Source organism: Streptomyces sp. NPDC050145 (assembly GCF_044460245.1).
Lineage (GTDB): Bacteria > Actinomycetota > Actinomycetes > Streptomycetales > Streptomycetaceae > Streptomyces.
Map to the genome: position 1 here is coordinate 1 of NZ_JBITJS010000010.1, position 16,205 is coordinate 16,205.

Below are 16,205 nucleotides of genomic sequence, written 5' to 3' on the forward strand. Positions count from 1 at the left end.
TCCCGGTCCGGATCGGCGTAGACAGCAACGCTCGCGATCCCGGCGTCCCGGCACGCCCGGGCAACGCGGACAGCAATTTCGCCACGGTTGGCGATGAGCACCTTGCGCACGATGGCTCCCTCCTTGAAACAAGCCGAGTTTAGGGACTGCCGACACGGCACTTCGACCCGTCCCCAATGGTGACCTTGCCCACACGGAGCGTTACTCGAGGCGCGCTCGGTCCCCGAAATCCCTTGTCGTGCCTGGGTGTGCGGGATCCCTGGGGACAACCCTAGCCCTGGCGTGTGGTCAAGGTCTCTGTGAGACGGCTCCCCGGCCCGTCAGCTTTCTTTGTGGAGTCCCTACGAATGGCCCAACGATTCTTTGCCTCGGACAGAACCCTTGTCCCGAGGTTTACCCGTTAGTAGCGTTCGCGAGGCAGTGAACATACTCGGGGTAACAGTCGGTGGAAGTGGGTGGGACCGGTGGCGCGCAGGCCGGTGGCGTGGGTGGCCTCGATCGTTCTGATCGCGGAGGCACTCGGGATCGTTTTCCTGAACTGGTTCCTGGGCCTGGTGGTCGATCGGCAGGACATGTCGCTCGCGGGGCTCGACCCGCGCGCCATGTCGATCGGCGCGTGGGTCGCGGGTGGTCTGTTCGGTCTCTACCTGGTGCTGTGCGCGCTCGTCCTCGTACGGGCCGCCGTCCGGGACCGGGGGCCGGGCGGCTTCGGGCGGATCCTGCTGATCAGCGCGGCCGTCGTGCACGGGCTGCTCGGCGCGTTCTCGATCGGCCTGGTGGGCTGGCTCGCCTTCGTCTTCATGATGGTCGTGCTCGCCCTGATCGTGCTGACCCTGGTCGCGTACGACCGTCACGAGAACGGTGTCGAGAACGGTGTCGAGAACGGCGCGGCGGACGGCCCGGCCGCCCCTCCGGCTAGTTCGTCTCCGGAGCCCACAACTCCGTGATGCCGACGCCCAGTCGGGCGAGCAGCCGGCGCAGCAGCGGCAGCGAGAGCCCGATGACGTTGCCGTGGTCGCCGTCGATGCCGTCGATGAACGGCGCCGAGAACCCGTCCAGGGTGAAGGCGCCCGCCACGTGCAGCGGCTCGCCCGTGGCCACGTAGGCGGCGATCTCCGCGTCGCTCGGCTCGCCGAAGCGCACGACCGTGGACGCGGTGCCGGAGGCGTACCGGCCGGAGACCGTGTCGTACACGCAGTGGCCCGTCTGCAGGGTGCCGGCGCGGCCGCGCATCGCCTTCCAGCGGGCCGTGGCCTCCTCGGCGTCGGCGGGCTTGCCGAGCGCCTCGCCGTCCAGGTCGAGCACGGAGTCGCAGCCGATCACGACGGCGCCGTGCGCCTCGGGCTTCGCGGCGACCACGGAGGCCTTGGCCTCGGCGAGGGCGAGGGCCAGTTCGGCCGGGGTCGGGGCGGTCACGGCGTCCTCGTCGACCCCGCTGACGATCACCTCGGGCGCGAAGCCGGATTGACGCAGCAGGCCCAGACGGGCGGGGGACTGTGAGGCCAGGATGAGGCGGCGCTGAGCGGTCATGCCGGTCAGGTTAGTGCCGTACGCCGCCGGACCGCGCCCGCGCTCACAGCAGGCCGAGCACGACCATCGCCACGATCATGGCAAGCGCGAGCACGAGGCCCGCACGGCGCAGCATCTCCTGCGTCTCGCGCAGTTCCTCGATGGGTTCGTCCTCAGGGTCTGACCACAGCACGCAACCGATACTGCGGGCCGCGCTTGCGGGGCGCCTGAGTACGCGTACTCAGCCGCCCCCGTACGGAAGGACTAATTCCCCCGGGGTCCGGGCGGCCTAGCCGGGCCAGTACGTGCGCGACCAGCTCGTCGCGCCCGGGGCCGGGAGGCGACGCCGGGCGATCCGCCCCGGGTGGGCCCAGGCGTCCGGCTCCACCGCGGCGGCGGGCGCATCGGAGACCGCGGCGGCGCGGGCGCGGACGACGGCGAGGGCGGCGGCGAGTTCTTCGGGGGTCGGGTTGCCCCGTACGACCTTGATCACCATGCTGCGGCTCCTAGCTACAGATTGCCTAGAGGGGGATGTTGCCGTGCTTCTTCGGCGGCAGGGACTCCCGCTTGGTCCGCAGCTGCCGCAGCCCCTTCACCACATGCGCCCGCGTGTCCGACGGCATGATCACCGCGTCCACGTAGCCCCGCTCGGCGGCCGTGTACGGGTTCAGCAGCGTGTCCTCGTACTCCGCCATCAACTGCGCCCGCGTCGCCTCCACATCGTCCGCCGCGGCCAGCGTCTTACGGTGCAGGATGTTCACCGCGCCCTGCGCACCCATCACCGCGATCTGCGCCGTCGGCCACGCCAGATTCAGATCCGCACCCAGATGCTTGGACCCCATCACGTCGTACGCGCCACCGAACGCCTTCCGCGTGATCACCGTGATCAACGGCACCGTCGCCTCCGCGTACGCGTAGATCAGCTTCGCCCCCCGCCGGATGATCCCCGTGTGCTCCTGCTCCACCCCCGGCAGGAACCCCGGCACATCCACGAACGTCAGCACCGGCACATTGAACGCGTCGCAGGTCCGCACGAACCGCGCCGCCTTCTCCGACGCGTCGATGTCCAGACAGCCCGCGAACTGCATCGGCTGGTTCGCCACGATCCCCACCGGACGGCCCTCGACCCGCCCGAAGCCCGTCAGGATGTTCGGCGCGAACAACGCCTGCGTCTCGAAGAACTCCGCGTCGTCCACCACATGCTCGATCACCGTGTGCATGTCGTACGGCTGATTCGCACTGTCCGGAATCAGCACATCCAGCTCACGGTCCTCCTCCGACACCTGAAGGTCGGCTTCCTCCGGGAAGGCGGGCGGCTCGCTCAGATTGTTCGACGGCAGATACGACAGGAGCGACTTCACGTACTCGATCGCGTCCTTCTCGTCCCCCGCCATGTGATGCGCGACCCCGGAACGGCTGTTGTGCGTCCGCGCACCACCCAGCTCCTCGAACCCCACGTCCTCACCGGTGACGGTCTTGATGACGTCCGGGCCGGTGATGAACATGTGCGAGGTCTGATCCACCATCACCGTGAAGTCCGTGATGGCCGGGGAGTAGACGGCGCCGCCCGCGCACGGGCCCACCACCAGGCTGATCTGCGGGATCACACCCGAGGCGTGAGTGTTGCGGCGGAAGATCTCCCCGTACATCCCGAGGGCCATCACGCCCTCCTGGATACGGGCACCACCCGAGTCGTTGATCCCCACGACCGGACAGCCCGTCTTCAGCGCGAAGTCCATCACCTTCATGATCTTCTGCCCGAACACCTCGCCCAGCGCGCCGCCGAACACCGTGAAGTCCTGCGAGAACACCGCCACCGGCCGGCCGTCCACCGTCCCGTAACCGGTCACCACACCATCGCCGTACGGCTTGTTCGCCTCCAGACCGAAGTCCGTCGAACGATGCCGCGCGAACTCGTCCAGCTCCACGAACGAGTCCTCGTCCAACAGCAACCCGATCCGCTCACGCGCCGTCAGCTTCCCCTTCGCGTGCTGCTTCTCCACCGCACGCGCCGAACCCGCATGCGTCGCCTCGTCGATCCGCCGCCGCAGATCATCGAGCTTCCCGGCGGTGGTGTGGATGTCGATCTCGTTCATCGGGGCGCGGCTCCCTGCCTGGTTCGACGCTGCTCACGGGGGGACGGGGCTACTGACTCGTAGAGTAGTGGCGCGCCTACGGTTCGGCAGTGCGTCGTATGCCACACCTAGGCTGGGTTGCATGACGCCGCGAGATCGTTCAGACGTGCCCGCCAGCCCCTGGTCCGACCTGGACCGGCCGCCCCTCTCCGAGAGCGGGCTGCGCCGCTCGCTGCTTCGGCAGGACGGCCTCTGGTCGTCCCTCGACATCGTGGCGAGCACCGGGTCCACCAACACCGATCTGGTGGCACGCGCCGTCGCCGGGACCGCGCAGGAAGGCGCCGTGCTCGTCGCCGAGGAGCAGAGCGCGGGACGCGGGCGGCTCGACCGGCGCTGGTCGGCGCCGCCGCGCTCGGGGCTCTTCTTCTCCGTCCTGGTGAAGCCCGCCGAGCACGAGGTGCCGGTGTCGCGCTGGGGCTGGCTGCCGCTGCTCACCGGGGTCGCGGTCGCCACGGCGCTGTCCGCGGCCGCCGGAGTCGACACGGCCCTGAAGTGGCCCAACGACGTGCTCGTCACCGTCGACGGCGAGGAGCGCAAGACGGGCGGGATCCTGGCGGAGGCCTCCGGCGAGGGCGGGATCGTCATCGGGGTCGGGCTCAACGTGTCGCTCCGCGCGGAGGAGCTGCCCGTGCCGCAGGCGGGGTCGCTGGCGCTGGCCGGGGCGGCGGTGGTGGACCGGGAGCCGTTGCTGCGGGCCGTGCTCAGGTCGTTCGAGCGGTGGTACGTGGAGTGGTGCGCGGCGCAGGGTGACCCGGTGTTGTCGCGCTTGCAGGAGACGTACGCGGCGGGGTGCTCGACCGTGGGGCGGCGGGTGCGGGCCGTTCTTCCGGGGGAGCGGGAGTTGGTGGGCGAGGCGGTGGCCGTGGACGGGGACGGGCGGTTGGTGGTCCGGGGCGAGGATGGTGAGCGGGTCCCGGTGGGTGCGGGTGACATCGTCCATCTGCGCCCGGCGTAGTCGTTCGTCTGCGGGCCGGTGGGGCTTCTCGCGCAGTTCCCCGCGCCCCTGAAGGCACACTTCGTGCGCCCCAGGGGCCCGCGCTCGCCCGACCAGAGCACTCGGCACCCCCGTAGGCGGGACCCGCGTCGAGTGGAGTGACGTGGGGCACAAGGGCTGCCGTATCGTTGAGGCCGGTCGATACCTGACCGCGGCAGATCGGAAGGGCAGCAGGCGTGACCGTCGACGACTCGGGCTCCGGCACGGGCACCCCACCCGACCCCGAGAAGCCGGAAGGGGACGAGAAGGACACCGCGGATCCCCTCGCGCTGCGCCTCGAAGGACTGATCCTCGGTGCCGAGCGCCGCTACACCCCGTTCCAGGCGGCCCGCAGCGCCGGTGTCTCCATGGAGCTCGCGTCGAGGTTCTGGCGGGCCATGGGCTTCGCCGACATCGGGCAGGCCAAGGCGCTGACCGAGGCGGACGTCCTGGCGCTGCGCCGGCTCGCCGGTCTCGTCGAGGCGGGCCTGCTCAGCGAGGCGATGGCCGTGCAGGTGGCCCGGTCCACCGGGCAGACCACGGCGCGGCTCGCCGAGTGGCAGATCGACTCGTTCCTGGAAGGGCTCACGGAGCCGCCGGAGCCCGGGATGACCCGCACCGAGGTCACGTATCCGCTGATAGAGCTGCTGCTGCCCGAGCTGGAGGAGTTCCTCGTCTACGTGTGGCGGCGGCAGCTCGCCGCGGCCACCGGGCGCGTCGTGCAGGCGGCCGACGACGAGGAGATGGTGGACCGGCGGCTCGCCGTCTGCTTCGCCGACCTCGTCGGGTTCACCCGGCTCACCCGGCGCATGGAGGAGGAGGAACTCGGCGAGCTCGTCGAGGCCTTCGAGACCACGGCCGCGGACCTGGTCGCCGCGAACGGCGGACGGCTCATCAAGACGCTCGGCGACGAGGTCCTGTACGCGGCCGACGACGCGGGCACGGCCGCGGAGATCGCGCTGCGGCTCATCGAGACGATGAGCAACGACGAGACGATGCCGGAGCTGCGCGTCGGCATGGCCTTCGGCACCGTCACCACGCGCATGGGCGACGTGTTCGGCACGACCGTGAACCTGGCGAGCCGGCTCACCTCGATAGCGCCGAAGGACGCCGTTCTCGTGGACGGGGCGTTCGCCGAGGAGCTGATCCGGGCCGGGGACACGCCGAGCTCGGAGGCGGAGGCCGCCGCGCAGGCGCAGAAGGCCGAGGAAGCGGGCGAGGCGCCGCCCTCGTACCGGTTCGCGCTGCAGCCCATGTGGCAGCGCCCGGTCCGCGGGCTCGGTGTCGTGGAGCCCTGGACGCTGACCCGGCGCACCTGACATCTTGACGGTTAACTGGCGTTAACCGGAAGGGTGAGTCATGGGTGCAGAGCAGCGGTTCGGGGAGTTCGTGGTCGTACGGCGCCACGGCGAGGAGGGTGCCGGGGCCGCCGGGGCCGTCGCCGAGCTGGTGCTCGACCGGCCCAAGGCGATGAACGCGGTCTCCACCGACATGGCCCGCTCGATCGGCGCCGCGTGCGACGCGCTCGCGGCCGACCGGGACGTGCGGGTGGTCGTGGTGACGTCCAGTCACGAGCGGGCCTTCTGCGTCGGCGCGGACCTCAAGGAGCGCAACTCCTTCACGGACCTGGACCTCGTACGGCAGCGGCCGGTGGCCCGCGCCGCGTACACGGGCGTGCTCGAACTGCCGATGCCGACGATCGCGGCCGTGCACGGCTTCGCGCTCGGCGGCGGCTTCGAGCTGGCGCTGTCCTGCGATCTGATCGTGGCCGACGCGACCGCCGTCGTCGGCCTTCCCGAGGTGTCGGTCGGCGTGATCCCCGGCGGCGGCGGTACGCAGCTGCTGCCGCGCCGCATCGGGGCCGCGCGCGCCGCCGAGCTCATCTTCTCGGCGCGGCGCGTGGAGGCGGCCGAGGCGGGCGAGCTCGGGCTCGTGGACCAGGTCGTGGCGGCGGGCCAGGACCGTACGGAGGCGCTGGCGCTGGCCGGGCGGATCGCCGAGAACTCGCCGGTCGGGCTGCGCGCCGCGAAGAGGGCGCTGCGCCTCGGCCACGGCCTGGACCTGCGGGCCGGACTGGAGGTCGAGGACGCGGCCTGGCGCTCGGTGGCCTTCTCCGGCGACCGCGCGGAGGGTGTCGCGGCCTTCAACGAGAAGCGGCGCCCGCAGTGGCCGGGGGAGTGAGCCGGGAGTGAGTCGCCCCGGGCCCCGGAGAAGACCAAGATCACCGAGTCGGACGCGCTGAATTCACCGAAATGCCGGAAACATTCCTAGCCTGGGGGAATGGGAGAGGACGACCGGCTGCGCGCCGTGGTGACGCTTGCGCAGGGCATGGCCGCCGCAAAGGCTCCGCGGGACTCCTGGCGGGCCGCGGCGCTGGGGGCCTGCCGTGCGCTGACCGGCAGTTTCGCCGCGCTCTCCGTGTGGGAGCGCGGGCACGGCCGGCTCCGGGTGCTCGTCAACGTCGGGGACCTCGCGCCCGACGAGGAGGAGTTCCCCGAGCGGGAGACCTATCCGGTGCACCAGTTCCCGGAGATCACCGAGTTCCTGCACGAGCGGTGGGCCGGGGGCGGCGCGGCGAACGCCTGGGTGGAGACGGCCGCCGGGCCCGTCGAGCGCGGCGGCTACTGCCATCAGCGGGTGGCCGCGCTGCGCCGGCGCGGGCGCGGCTGCTGTGTCGTCGCGCCGATCGTGCTGCACGGGCGCGCCTGGGGCGAGCTGTACGTGGCGCGGCCGCAGGGGATGCCCGTGTTCGACCGGGGCGACGCCGAGTTCGCGACCGTGCTCGCCGCCGTCGTGGCGGCGGGCATCGCGCAGACCGAACGCCTGGAGGAGGCGCGGCGCCTCGCGTTCACCGACGCCCTGACGGGCCTCGCCAACCGGCGGGCCGTCGACATCCGCCTCGACGAGGCCGTCGAGCGGCACCGCGCGGACGGGGCGGTCGTCAGTCTCGTCGTGTGCGACCTGAACGGGCTCAAGCGGGTCAACGACACCCTCGGGCACGCCGTCGGCGACCGGCTCCTCGAACGCTTCGGGTCCGTCCTGTCGTTGTGCGGCGCGATGCTTCCGGGGACGCTCGCGGCGCGGCTCGGCGGCGACGAGTTCTGCCTGCTCGCGGTGGGGCCCGCCGCGGACGAGGTGGTGCGGGTCGGCGGCGAGGTCTGCGCCCGCGCCGCGGAACTCGACCTCGGAGACGGGGTGGCCTGCGGGATCGCCTCGACCGGAGACCCCATCGGCGAGGTCTCCAGTGCCCGCCGGCTGTTCCGGCTCGCGGACGCCGCCCAGTACCGGGCGAAGGCGCTGCGCTCGGCGAAGCCCGTCGTCGCCGGGCGGGACGGCGGTCTGGACGACCCGGTCGTCCGGCTGGCGGACGCGCCGCCGCCGGTCGCGGGCGAGGGGGAGCGGCGCCGCATCAGAGGCCTGGAGCCGGAGCCGTAGCGGCAGTTGGCCGACTCGGTCAGTAGGCCTCGGTCGCGCGCTGTCTGCGCACCGAGTACGTCACGAAGCCGACGCCCAGGCACAGGCAGACGGCGCCGCCCATGACGTACGGGGTGGTGTCGATGGTGCCGGTGTCGGCGAGCCGCAGTTCGCGGTCGGTGCGCGCGTCGGTCACCGCGGAGGCGGTGCGCGCGTCGGTGTGGACGGTCTCGGACTCCCCGGGGGTCGCCGTGGCATTGGGGACGAACCACAGGGCCCCGAGCAGGGTCCCTGCGGCTGTGGCGGTGAGCAGTGATCGGCGTGCGGCGGACACGGAAGCGATCCCCCTTGTGGCGCTGGCGAATTGGCCGTGTCCGCCGATGTTAGTGAAAGGTGCGGGTCACAGGAAAGTCACGGGTGGGGTGGGCCGTACGCTCCGGGTCATGAACACTGATGAGACGTCACGTTTTGTTCGCCTGAAGGTGGAATTGGTCCTGGAGATCGGTGACGCGGAGGCGCTCACCGGCGCCGCGCTCCAGCGGATCTCCGACGACGACGCGATGCCGCCGGAGGAGCGTTCGCACGCCGAGAGCGCCGTCCAGGAGGACGAGGCGGAGGCCATCGCCTACCTCGTGGACCCGTTCGACCTGGTCGGGGAGGTGCCCGGCACGGAGCTCGTCCAGGCCTCCTGGTCCAGCGAACAGGTGGATTACGACCCCGATTCGCCGGATTGGGACCTGGACGAGGATGATGAGCGGCAGGACGACACGGATCACGTGTAGCGGCCCCCGGATCGACAGCCCCGGGCGGCGCACCGCTGCCCGGGGCCGCGTCGTCCCGTAGGGGAGAATCGCGCGAGTGGGGGCGTGGGGCACGGGGGTTCAGCGGGGGTGTCGTCACCGTCGGTGCGCTGCCGGTCACGTCTTTACGGACGTGTCCTCGCCCACATCCGAGCGTTTTCGGGAACGGGACGAACCGGTCACCGCGTTGTGTACGGGTATGGGGAACACCTGTGTTCTCCGTGACCGCACTCGGGACGGCTGAGACTGGCCGGGACGTCGGGAAGTCGGGTAATTCGGCGACTATGGAGAAGCGTGTGATGACGGACGGTAAGCGGCGCAAGGGTCTGATGGCCGCGTCCGCTGTGCTCGGCGGCGTGCTGGTGCTCTCCGCGTGCAGCGGAAGCGACGCCGATTCGGGCGGCTCGGCGAGCGGCACGAAGGAATCGCAGGCCGCGCAGGCCGACGAGGCGGCGGCGAAGAAGACGTCCCAGGCCGAGATCAAGATCGCGCCCAAGGACGGCTCCGACAACGCGAGCATCAACAACGCCGCGAAGGTCACCGTGAGCAAGGGCACGCTCACCGACGTCACCATGACGACCGCCGACGGCACCGCGGTCGCCGGTCAGATATCGGCCGACAAGAAGAGCTGGAAGCCCACCAACCAGCTCGAGCGGTCGACCACGTACAAGATCGCCGCCGAGGCCCAGGACTCGGGCAAGCGGGTCGCGCACGAGAACGCGTCGTTCACGACCGTCTCCCCGGCCAACAGCTTCATCGGCAACTTCACGCCGGAGGACGGTTCGACCGTCGGCGTCGGCATGCCGGTCTCGATCAACTTCGACAAGGCGATCACGAACAAGGCCGATGTGCAGTCCCACATCACGGTCTCCTCCAGCAGCGGCCAGGAGGTCGTCGGCCACTGGTTCAACGGCAACCGCCTGGACTTCCGCCCCGAGGACTACTGGAAGGGCGGCTCCACCGTCACCCTGAAGCTGGACCTCGACGGCGTCGAGGGCGCGGACGGCGTGACCGGTGTGCAGCAGAAGACCGTCACCTTCAAGGTCGGGCGCAACCAGGTCTCCACGGTCGACGCCAAGACCAAGCAGATGACCGTCACCCGTGACGGCAAGGTCGTCAAGACCATCCCGATCTCCGCCGGTTCGCCCGACAACAAGACGTACGAAGGCCAGATGGTGATCTCCGAGAAGTTCAAGGAGACCCGGATGAACGGCGCGACGGTCGGCTTCACGGACGACGACGGCAAGGGCGAGTACGACATCAAGGACGTGCCGCACGCCATGCGTCTGTCGAACTCCGGCACCTTCATCCACGGCAACTACTGGGGCGCGAAGTCCATCTTCGGCTCGGTGAACACCAGCCACGGCTGTGTCGGTCTCGCCGACGCCAAGGGTGCGGGCGACTCCAGCACCCCCGGCGCCTGGTTCTACGACAACTCGATGGTCGGCGACGTCGTCATCGTGCAGAACACCGGCGACAAGACCGTCCAGCCGGACAACGGCCTGAACGGGTGGAACCTGAGCTGGGCCGAGTGGAAGGCCGGCTCCGCCGCCTGATCCCGCTCGCTCCCCGCACAGCCGCAGCAGCAGTCGCAGAGCCCCGGTACGCACCGCGTGCCGGGGCTCTGTGCTTGCCGGAACTCTGTTGCCGGCCGGGATCGCGGGTGCGGCCGGAAACCTGTGCGTAAGCCCTGAATCAGGGCTCTCATCCCGCTCTCATGCCGGCCTCAGCCCACGCTTACGGCCCGTCCTTAGCGTTTCGCCGTTCCTGTCCGTGCCCCCGTCCCGTGGGCCGTCATCCGGCGAGGCTTCGATGTTCTTCACGTATCTCCGGCGCGAGTTGCGCCGCCGCAGAAAGGCGGCGCTCGTCGTCGCCTCCGGGCTCGCGCTGGGCATCGCCCTCGTCATCGTCGTCAACTCCGTGTCCTCGGGCATGAACCGAGCCCAGGACAAGGTCCTGCAGTCGCTGTACGGGCTCGGCACCGACATGACCGTCACCAAGGCCGCCGCCGCGCCCTCCGACGGGGGCAGCGCCCGCCCGCGCTTCCGCTTCGACGCCAAGGGCGAGGGCGGCACGGACGGCGACGGCGACGGCGAGGAGCAGAGCAGCGACCGCGTCATGGTGCAGGGCTTCCAGACGCTCGCCGCGTCGACCGTCGCGAAGGTCGCCGGGCAGCCGGGCGTCGCCGACACCGTGGGCGGGCTCAGTCTCCAAGTGCTGAAGGTCGACGGGCAGTTCACGCGCGGCAGGTTCCAGCAGGGGGAGAGCGGCGGCGGGCCCGCGGGAAAGGGCGGCGGACAGCCGCAGGGCAGCGTCGAGGGCGGCGGCGCCGACTTCTCCGTCAACTCGTACTCCGTGTACGGAACTGACGTCACGAAGGGCGAGCTCGGCCCGCTGACCTCCTCGAAGATCACGAAGGGGCGGACCTTCGCGTCCTCCGAGACGAACGCGAAGGTCGTCGTCGCCGACGCGTCCTACGCCAAGCAGAAGAAGCTCGCCCCGGCCGACACCGTCACCGTCAAGGGCGTGAAGTACAAGGTCATCGGCATCGCGACCCCGGACAGCGGGGACGCCGCCGCCGACCTCTACCTGCCGCTGAAGCAGGCGCAGACACTCGCCGACGCGAAGAACAAGGTCACGACGGTCTACGTCCGGGCCACCGACTCCCAGCGGATCGACGCCGTGAAGGCGGCCGTGCGCAAGAACGTGCCGGGTACGACCGTGACGACCTCCGCCGACCTCGCCTCCACCGTCTCCGGCTCCCTGTCCACGGCCTCGGACCTCGCCTCGAACGTCGGCCGCTGGCTGTCGATCGCCGTGCTCGTCGCCGCGTTCCTCGTCGCCGGCCTGCTGACCTCCTCGGCCGTGTCCCGGCGGGTGCGCGAGTTCGGCACGCTCAAGGCGCTCGGCTGGAAGTCCGGCCGGGTCACCCGCCAGGTCGTCGGCGAGGCCGTCGTCAACGGGCTCATCGGCGGCGCCCTCGGCATCGCGGTCGGCCTCGCCGGCGCCTACGCCGTCACCGCGATCAGCCCCACGCTCACGGCCGAACTCGGCGCGGGCGGCGCCGGATCCACGGGCGGCCCGGGCGGCCCCGGCGGCTTCGGCGGGGGCGGCGGAACGATGCGCCAGTCCGGCGCCGGCAAGAGCCTCGACATCGCGCTCAGTGCCCCCGTCTCCGCGACCACGATCGCCCTCGCGGTCGGCCTCGCCGTCGCGGGCGGCCTCGTCGCCGGAGCGTTCGGCGGCTGGCGGGCCGCGCGGCTGCGCCCGGCGGACGCGCTGCGCCGCGTCGAGTGAGCACCGCCCCTTCCCCCGCAGCCCCGATCCTCGTACGTATCACGGGAGTTCCCCCATGTATCAGCTCAGAGGCGTGACCAAGCAGTACCGGCGCGGCAAGGACACCGTGGAGGCGCTGGCCGGCGTCGACCTGACCATCGGCGACGGCGACCGGCTCGTCATCCAGGGCCCCACCGGCGGCGGCAAGTCGACGCTGCTCCAGATGCTCGGCGGCCTCGACCGGCCCACCGCGGGCAGCGTCGAACTCGACGGCACCGACCTGGCGAAGCTGCCCGAGGCCCGGCTCACCCGGGTCCGCGCCGAGTCCATCGGCTTCGTCTTCCAGTCCTTCAACCTCATCCCGACGCTCACCGCGCACGAGAATGTCGAGACCGCCCTCGTCCCGCTCGGCCTGCGCGCCGCCGACCGCCGCGAACGCGCCGCCGAGGCCCTGCACTCGGTGGGCCTGGGCGAACGCCTCGGCCACCTGCCCTCCGAGATGTCCGGCGGCCAGCAGCAGCGCGTCGCCATCGCCCGCGCCCTCGTGAAGAACCCCAAGGTCCTCCTCGCCGACGAGCCCACCGGCAACCTCGACGAGTCGATGCGCGACGAGATCATGGACGTACTGGAGGACCGCTGGAAGGAGCACGGCCTCACGTTCATCATGGTCACCCACGACACGACCCTCGCGAAGAAGGCCCCGCGCCTGGCGACGATCCGCAGGGGACGGATCACGGTCACGGAGAACGCGACCTCGTGAAAGGTCGTACGCGGAGCGGCGAGTGTGCCGCTCGGCCGGTGGGGGGGCGCCAGAACCCTGGCCTACGCGGGCGACATGACCTCGTAGAGGTTGCGCGCTGCGTCGGTGAAGAACAGGCCGCGCGGGCACAGCGGGTGGTCGGTGCGGCCGTTGGCCGGGTCGCGCGGGGAGTTGCCGTAGGGGACACCGAGGTCCCGGACGCGGGCCAGGATCGCGTCGAAGGTGGCGGGGTCCACGTCGAAGGCGAGGTGGTGGCCCTCGGGGTGCTCGACCGTCATGAAGTCGAGGGTGAGGGAGTCGTTGACCCGCACCGGGGCGAAGTGGCCGTCGTGGCCGGCCGGGGGCAGGGCCTCCAGGCCCATCACCGCTGCGAAGAAGCGGGCCGCCTCGGTGCGGTCGACGGCCGGGACGATGGTGTGGTTGAGGCTCACGGCCATGAAGGGCTCCCGGTGCGGTCAGTGTTCCGTGCGGGTGGGTGATCCGTGCTCGGTGTGCGCGAGTGATCCGTGCTCGACGGGGGCGAGCGATCCGTGCAGCAGGACGTCGACGAGTTCGGCGGCCGTCGGATCGGCGTCGGAGTCGGTGGTGCCCGGGCGGGTGAAGAGCATGCCGAGGAAGAGCGCGGCCAGCTTCTCCGGAGGCAGCCGGAGCCGCTGCCGGTCGGGCTCGATCAGCTCGGTCAGGGCCTCGCGGACGATCCGCAGGGAGGCCTGGCGGCCGTCCTCGGTGGGCCGCTCGCCCTCGGGCCTGCCGCGCCGCCGGCCCGAGGCGTGAAGCGCGCCGACGACCGCGCCCATCCGCTCCAGGTGGGCGCGCAGCGCCTCGGCGGCCTCGGTGAGCCGGTCGGCGAGGGGCTGCTCCAGGGCGATCGAGGCCAGCTCCCGGCGCACGTGCTCGGGCCCGGCGGCCTCGGCGACGACCGCGTCGAGGACCTCGTCCTTGTCCTGGAACACGCGGAAGACCGTGGCCTCGCCGATCCCCGAGGCGCGCGCGATCTGTGCGGTGGTGACGGCGGCGCCCTGCTCGGCGACGAGCGGCAGCGCGGCCGCGACGATCATGCTGCGGCGCTCGTCCGGGCTCATGCCGGGAGCGCGCTTCCTGGCGGGTGCGGGCATGCCACGAAGCTACGGAGTGAGTACTCACTCAGTCAAGAGGGAACGCTGGGGGACACGCTCCCTCAAGCCCGCCGCGTCTCCGGGGACGGGGACGCCGGGTCCGTGCCCCAGCTGGTCAGGAGGCGCAGGGCCTCTGCCGACGGGGAGCCCGGTTCGGCGTAGTAGACCGAGAGGAACTGGCCCTCGTCGTCGGGGAGGTTCAGGGTCTCGTAGGAGAGGGACAGGTCGCCGACCAGGGGGTGGTGCATGCGCTTCACGCCGTGGCCCTTCTCCTTCACGTCGTGCGTCGCCCACAGGCGGCGGAACTCCTCGCTCTTGACGGAGAGTTCGCCGACCAGCGCCGACAGCTCCGGGTCCTCCGGGTGGCGGCCCGCGTACAGGCGCAGATAGCTGACCATGTCGGAGGCCTTGGAGTCCCAGTCCACGAACAGCTCGCGGTAGTCGGGCGCGAGGAAGGTGAGCCGCGCCCAGTTCCGCTCCGCCGGAGGCAGCGCGCCCCAGTCGCCGAACAGGGCCGCCGCCGTCCGGTTCCAGGCGAGGATCTCGGAGCGGGCGCCGCCGACGTACGCGGGCACGCCCTCCATCGCGTCCAGCATGTGCCGCAGCGCCGGACGGATCTGCTGCCGGCGCGGCGCCCGGTACCGGCGGCGCTGCTGCTTCGCCTGCGCCAGGTCCATCAGGTGCGCGTGCTCGGCGTCCGACAGGCGCAGGGCGCGCGCGATCGCGTCGAGCACCTCCGCCGACACGTTCCGCCCGTTGCCCTGCTCCAGGCGCGTGTAGTACGCCACCGAGACCCCGGCCAGCTGCGCCAGCTCCTCGCGGCGCAGCCCCGGCACCCGGCGGTGCCGCCCGTGCGAGGCGAGCCCCACGTCCTCGGGCTGCAGCCGGGCCCGCCGGCTGCGCAGGAACTCGCTCAGCTCGGCCCTGCGGTCCAGACCGTCGCGGCGGGCTCCGGGCTCGGCTCCGGGCTCGGGCGTGGGCTCGTGGGCGGGCCGGGGGGTGTCGTCCATATCGTCCAGTATTCCCGGTCCTACGACCACCAGCCTGTCCCCGCCAGTAGTAGGACCACTGGTCGTACGCAAAGCGGTGACCTGGGCGAATGTCCCGCGAACCGGCACGCTGGACAGCATGACCACGACTGTTGCCGCATACGCGGCGCCCAGCGCCAAGGCTCCCCTGGAGCGCACCACCATCGAGCGGCGCGCGGTCGGCGAGTTCGACGTCCTGATCGACATCAAGTTCGCCGGAATCTGCCACTCCGACATCCACCAGGCCCGCGAGGGCTGGGGCGAGGCCATCTTCCCGATGGTGCCCGGACACGAGATCGCGGGTGTCGTCGAGCAGGTCGGACCCGGCGTCACGAAGTTCAAGGTCGGCGACCGGGTCGGCGTCGGCTGCATGGTCGACTCCTGCCGCGAGTGCGAGAACTGCCTGGCCGGGCAGGAGCAGCACTGTGTCCGCGGGAACGTCGGCACGTACAACGCCATCGGCAAGGACGGCGAGCCCACCTACGGCGGCTACTCGCAGAAGGTCGTCGTCGACCAGGCCTTCACCGTCAAGATCCCCGACGGGCTCTCCCTCGACGTGGCCGCGCCGCTGCTCTGCGCCGGCATCACCACGTACGCCCCGCTCAAGCGCTGGGGCGCCGCCCCCGGCAAGAAGGTCGCCGTGATCGGCCTCGGCGGCCTCGGCCACATGGCCGTCAAGATCGCCCACGCGCTCGGCGCGGAGGTCACCGTCCTGTCGCAGTCGCTGCGCAAGAAGGACGACGGGCTGAAGCTCGGCGCCGACCACTACTACGCCACGAGTGACGCGCAGACCTTCAAGGACCTCGCCGGCACCTTCGACGTCATCCTCTCCACGGTCTCGGCCCCGCTGGACTTCGGCGCGTACCTGAGCCTGCTGCGTACGGGCGGCGCGCTCGTCAACGTCGGCGCCCCCGAGGAGCCGATCGCGCTCAACCTCCTCTCCCTCATCGGCGGCGACAAGATCCTCGCCGGTTCGATGATCGGCGGCATCGCCGAGACCCAGGAGATGCTCGACTTCTGCGCCGAGCACGGCCTGGGAGCCGAGATCGAGCTCATCGAGGCGAGCCAGGTCAACGAGGCGTACGAGCGGGTCCTGAACTCGGACGTGCGGTACCGCTTCGTGATCGACACGGCGACCATCTGACGCGGCTGTACGACTTCTGAGGCCGCTGTACGACCTCTGAGGTAATCGACG

19 protein-coding genes are annotated in these 16,205 nt (G+C 71.2%); 10 read left to right on the forward strand and 9 right to left on the reverse strand.

From position 1 onward, the window contains the following. Positions 1 to 110, reverse strand: a 110-nt coding sequence (locus ACIBTU_RS20635; RefSeq protein WP_324787317.1) for a biotin carboxylase N-terminal domain-containing protein, incomplete at its 3' end; no start/stop codon positions are given. Between the two features lie 369 nt (positions 111 to 479). On the opposite strand from ACIBTU_RS20635, the gene ACIBTU_RS20640 reads away from it, so the two are divergent. Next, positions 480 to 947, forward strand: coding sequence for a hypothetical protein (locus ACIBTU_RS20640; RefSeq protein WP_399128054.1), 468 nt, complete (start codon positions 480 to 482; stop codon positions 945 to 947). Here the strand turns inward: ACIBTU_RS20640 and ACIBTU_RS20645 are convergent. The 4 genes from ACIBTU_RS20645 to ACIBTU_RS20660 all read right to left on the reverse strand — a co-directional run bounded on the left by ACIBTU_RS20645 (position 916) and on the right by ACIBTU_RS20660 (position 3,605). Next, positions 916 to 1,530 (reverse strand): nucleoside triphosphate pyrophosphatase, encoded by a 615-nt coding sequence (locus tag ACIBTU_RS20645; protein WP_399127731.1) that lies wholly within the window; start codon positions 1,528 to 1,530, stop codon positions 916 to 918. The two genes, ACIBTU_RS20640 and ACIBTU_RS20645, sit on opposite strands and share 32 nt — an antisense overlap. A gap of 43 nt (positions 1,531 to 1,573) precedes the next feature. Next, a complete protein-coding gene (gene mmpB, locus ACIBTU_RS20650) occupies positions 1,574 to 1,702 on the reverse strand; it encodes a morphogenic membrane protein MmpB (RefSeq protein WP_399127732.1) in 129 nt (42 codons plus the stop codon). A 96-nt stretch (positions 1,703 to 1,798) separates the two neighbouring features. Then, positions 1,799 to 2,005 carry an acyl-CoA carboxylase epsilon subunit gene (locus tag ACIBTU_RS20655; RefSeq protein WP_399127733.1) on the reverse strand — a complete coding sequence of 69 codons (207 nt, stop codon included), beginning with the start codon at positions 2,003 to 2,005 and terminating at the stop codon, positions 1,799 to 1,801. Between the two features lie 25 nt (positions 2,006 to 2,030). Continuing rightward, the gene (locus ACIBTU_RS20660) at positions 2,031 to 3,605 is read right to left on the reverse strand and encodes an acyl-CoA carboxylase subunit beta (protein WP_399127735.1); all 1,575 of its coding nucleotides are present in this window, start codon (positions 3,603 to 3,605) and stop codon (positions 2,031 to 2,033) included. Positions 3,606 to 3,726: 121 nt separating this feature from the next. Here ACIBTU_RS20660 and ACIBTU_RS20665 point away from each other — a divergent pair, with 121 nt between their 5' ends. From ACIBTU_RS20665 to ACIBTU_RS20680, 4 genes are all read left to right on the forward strand, one after another. Further along, on the forward strand, positions 3,727 to 4,599 hold the full coding sequence (locus tag ACIBTU_RS20665) for a biotin--[acetyl-CoA-carboxylase] ligase (RefSeq protein ID WP_399127736.1): 873 nt from the start codon (positions 3,727 to 3,729) through the stop codon (positions 4,597 to 4,599). 215 nt (positions 4,600 to 4,814) lie between these two features. Next, positions 4,815 to 5,936, forward strand: a complete 1,122-nt coding sequence (locus ACIBTU_RS20670) for an adenylate/guanylate cyclase domain-containing protein (protein ID WP_399127737.1) — start codon at positions 4,815 to 4,817, stop codon at positions 5,934 to 5,936. A gap of 40 nt (positions 5,937 to 5,976) precedes the next feature. Further along, the gene (locus ACIBTU_RS20675) at positions 5,977 to 6,798 is read left to right on the forward strand and encodes an enoyl-CoA hydratase/isomerase family protein (RefSeq protein ID WP_399127738.1); all 822 of its coding nucleotides are present in this window, start codon (positions 5,977 to 5,979) and stop codon (positions 6,796 to 6,798) included. A 99-nt stretch (positions 6,799 to 6,897) separates the two neighbouring features. Next, positions 6,898 to 8,052 (forward strand): diguanylate cyclase domain-containing protein, encoded by a 1,155-nt coding sequence (locus tag ACIBTU_RS20680; protein ID WP_399127739.1) that lies wholly within the window; start codon positions 6,898 to 6,900, stop codon positions 8,050 to 8,052. Between the two features lie 19 nt (positions 8,053 to 8,071). Here the strand turns inward: ACIBTU_RS20680 and ACIBTU_RS20685 are convergent, their stop codons facing one another. Continuing rightward, positions 8,072 to 8,365, reverse strand: a complete 294-nt coding sequence (locus tag ACIBTU_RS20685) for a hypothetical protein (protein WP_399127740.1) — start codon at positions 8,363 to 8,365, stop codon at positions 8,072 to 8,074. A gap of 109 nt (positions 8,366 to 8,474) precedes the next feature. On the opposite strand from ACIBTU_RS20685, the gene ACIBTU_RS20690 reads away from it, so the two are divergent. The 4 genes from ACIBTU_RS20690 to ACIBTU_RS20705 all read left to right on the forward strand — a co-directional run bounded on the left by ACIBTU_RS20690 (position 8,475) and on the right by ACIBTU_RS20705 (position 12,867). Then, entirely contained in the window at positions 8,475 to 8,813 is a 339-nt protein-coding gene (locus ACIBTU_RS20690; RefSeq protein WP_399127741.1) for a hypothetical protein, read from the forward strand. A gap of 317 nt (positions 8,814 to 9,130) precedes the next feature. After that, the gene (locus ACIBTU_RS20695) at positions 9,131 to 10,387 is read left to right on the forward strand and encodes an Ig-like domain-containing protein (RefSeq protein WP_399127742.1); all 1,257 of its coding nucleotides are present in this window, start codon (positions 9,131 to 9,133) and stop codon (positions 10,385 to 10,387) included. Positions 10,388 to 10,643: 256 nt separating this feature from the next. Beyond that, positions 10,644 to 12,128, forward strand: coding sequence for an ABC transporter permease (locus ACIBTU_RS20700; RefSeq protein ID WP_399127743.1), 1,485 nt, complete (start codon positions 10,644 to 10,646; stop codon positions 12,126 to 12,128). 55 nt (positions 12,129 to 12,183) lie between these two features. After that, positions 12,184 to 12,867, forward strand: coding sequence for an ABC transporter ATP-binding protein (locus ACIBTU_RS20705; RefSeq protein ID WP_399127744.1), 684 nt, complete (start codon positions 12,184 to 12,186; stop codon positions 12,865 to 12,867). 62 nt (positions 12,868 to 12,929) lie between these two features. Here the strand turns inward: ACIBTU_RS20705 and ACIBTU_RS20710 are convergent, their stop codons facing one another. From ACIBTU_RS20710 to ACIBTU_RS20720, 3 genes are all read right to left on the reverse strand, one after another. Beyond that, the gene (locus ACIBTU_RS20710) at positions 12,930 to 13,304 is read right to left on the reverse strand and encodes a VOC family protein (RefSeq protein ID WP_399127745.1); all 375 of its coding nucleotides are present in this window, start codon (positions 13,302 to 13,304) and stop codon (positions 12,930 to 12,932) included. Positions 13,305 to 13,322: 18 nt separating this feature from the next. After that, positions 13,323 to 13,982 (reverse strand): TetR/AcrR family transcriptional regulator, encoded by a 660-nt coding sequence (locus ACIBTU_RS20715; protein WP_399127746.1) that lies wholly within the window; start codon positions 13,980 to 13,982, stop codon positions 13,323 to 13,325. 62 nt (positions 13,983 to 14,044) lie between these two features. Then, positions 14,045 to 14,992, reverse strand: a complete 948-nt coding sequence (locus ACIBTU_RS20720; protein WP_399127747.1) for a helix-turn-helix domain-containing protein — start codon at positions 14,990 to 14,992, stop codon at positions 14,045 to 14,047. A gap of 118 nt (positions 14,993 to 15,110) precedes the next feature. On the opposite strand from ACIBTU_RS20720, the gene ACIBTU_RS20725 reads away from it, so the two are divergent. Then, positions 15,111 to 16,154, forward strand: a complete 1,044-nt coding sequence (locus ACIBTU_RS20725) for an NAD(P)-dependent alcohol dehydrogenase (protein WP_399127748.1) — start codon at positions 15,111 to 15,113, stop codon at positions 16,152 to 16,154. Positions 16,155 to 16,205: the final 51 nt, after the last annotated feature.

What these genes read in the sequence shown, in the direction of transcription:
- ACIBTU_RS20645 (WP_399127731.1), bottom strand. Translation starts at nt 1,530, where the DNA reads ATGACCGCTCAGCGCCGCCTCATCCTGGCCTCACAGTCCCCCGCCCGT.
- ACIBTU_RS20655 (WP_399127733.1), bottom strand. Translation starts at nt 2,005, where the DNA reads ATGGTGATCAAGGTCGTACGGGGCAACCCGACCCCCGAAGAACTCGCC.
- ACIBTU_RS20660 (WP_399127735.1), bottom strand. Translation starts at nt 3,605, where the DNA reads ATGAACGAGATCGACATCCACACCACCGCCGGGAAGCTCGATGATCTG.
- ACIBTU_RS20665 (WP_399127736.1), top strand. Translation starts at nt 3,727, where the DNA reads ATGACGCCGCGAGATCGTTCAGACGTGCCCGCCAGCCCCTGGTCCGAC.
- ACIBTU_RS20675 (WP_399127738.1), top strand. Translation starts at nt 5,977, where the DNA reads ATGGGTGCAGAGCAGCGGTTCGGGGAGTTCGTGGTCGTACGGCGCCAC.
- ACIBTU_RS20680 (WP_399127739.1), top strand. Translation starts at nt 6,898, where the DNA reads ATGGGAGAGGACGACCGGCTGCGCGCCGTGGTGACGCTTGCGCAGGGC.
- ACIBTU_RS20690 (WP_399127741.1), top strand. Translation starts at nt 8,475, where the DNA reads ATGAACACTGATGAGACGTCACGTTTTGTTCGCCTGAAGGTGGAATTG.
- ACIBTU_RS20695 (WP_399127742.1), top strand. Translation starts at nt 9,131, where the DNA reads ATGACGGACGGTAAGCGGCGCAAGGGTCTGATGGCCGCGTCCGCTGTG.
- ACIBTU_RS20700 (WP_399127743.1), top strand. Translation starts at nt 10,644, where the DNA reads ATGTTCTTCACGTATCTCCGGCGCGAGTTGCGCCGCCGCAGAAAGGCG.
- ACIBTU_RS20705 (WP_399127744.1), top strand. Translation starts at nt 12,184, where the DNA reads ATGTATCAGCTCAGAGGCGTGACCAAGCAGTACCGGCGCGGCAAGGAC.
- ACIBTU_RS20710 (WP_399127745.1), bottom strand. Translation starts at nt 13,304, where the DNA reads ATGGCCGTGAGCCTCAACCACACCATCGTCCCGGCCGTCGACCGCACC.
- ACIBTU_RS20715 (WP_399127746.1), bottom strand. Translation starts at nt 13,982, where the DNA reads ATGCCCGCACCCGCCAGGAAGCGCGCTCCCGGCATGAGCCCGGACGAG.
- ACIBTU_RS20720 (WP_399127747.1), bottom strand. Translation starts at nt 14,992, where the DNA reads ATGGACGACACCCCCCGGCCCGCCCACGAGCCCACGCCCGAGCCCGGA.
- ACIBTU_RS20725 (WP_399127748.1), top strand. Translation starts at nt 15,111, where the DNA reads ATGACCACGACTGTTGCCGCATACGCGGCGCCCAGCGCCAAGGCTCCC.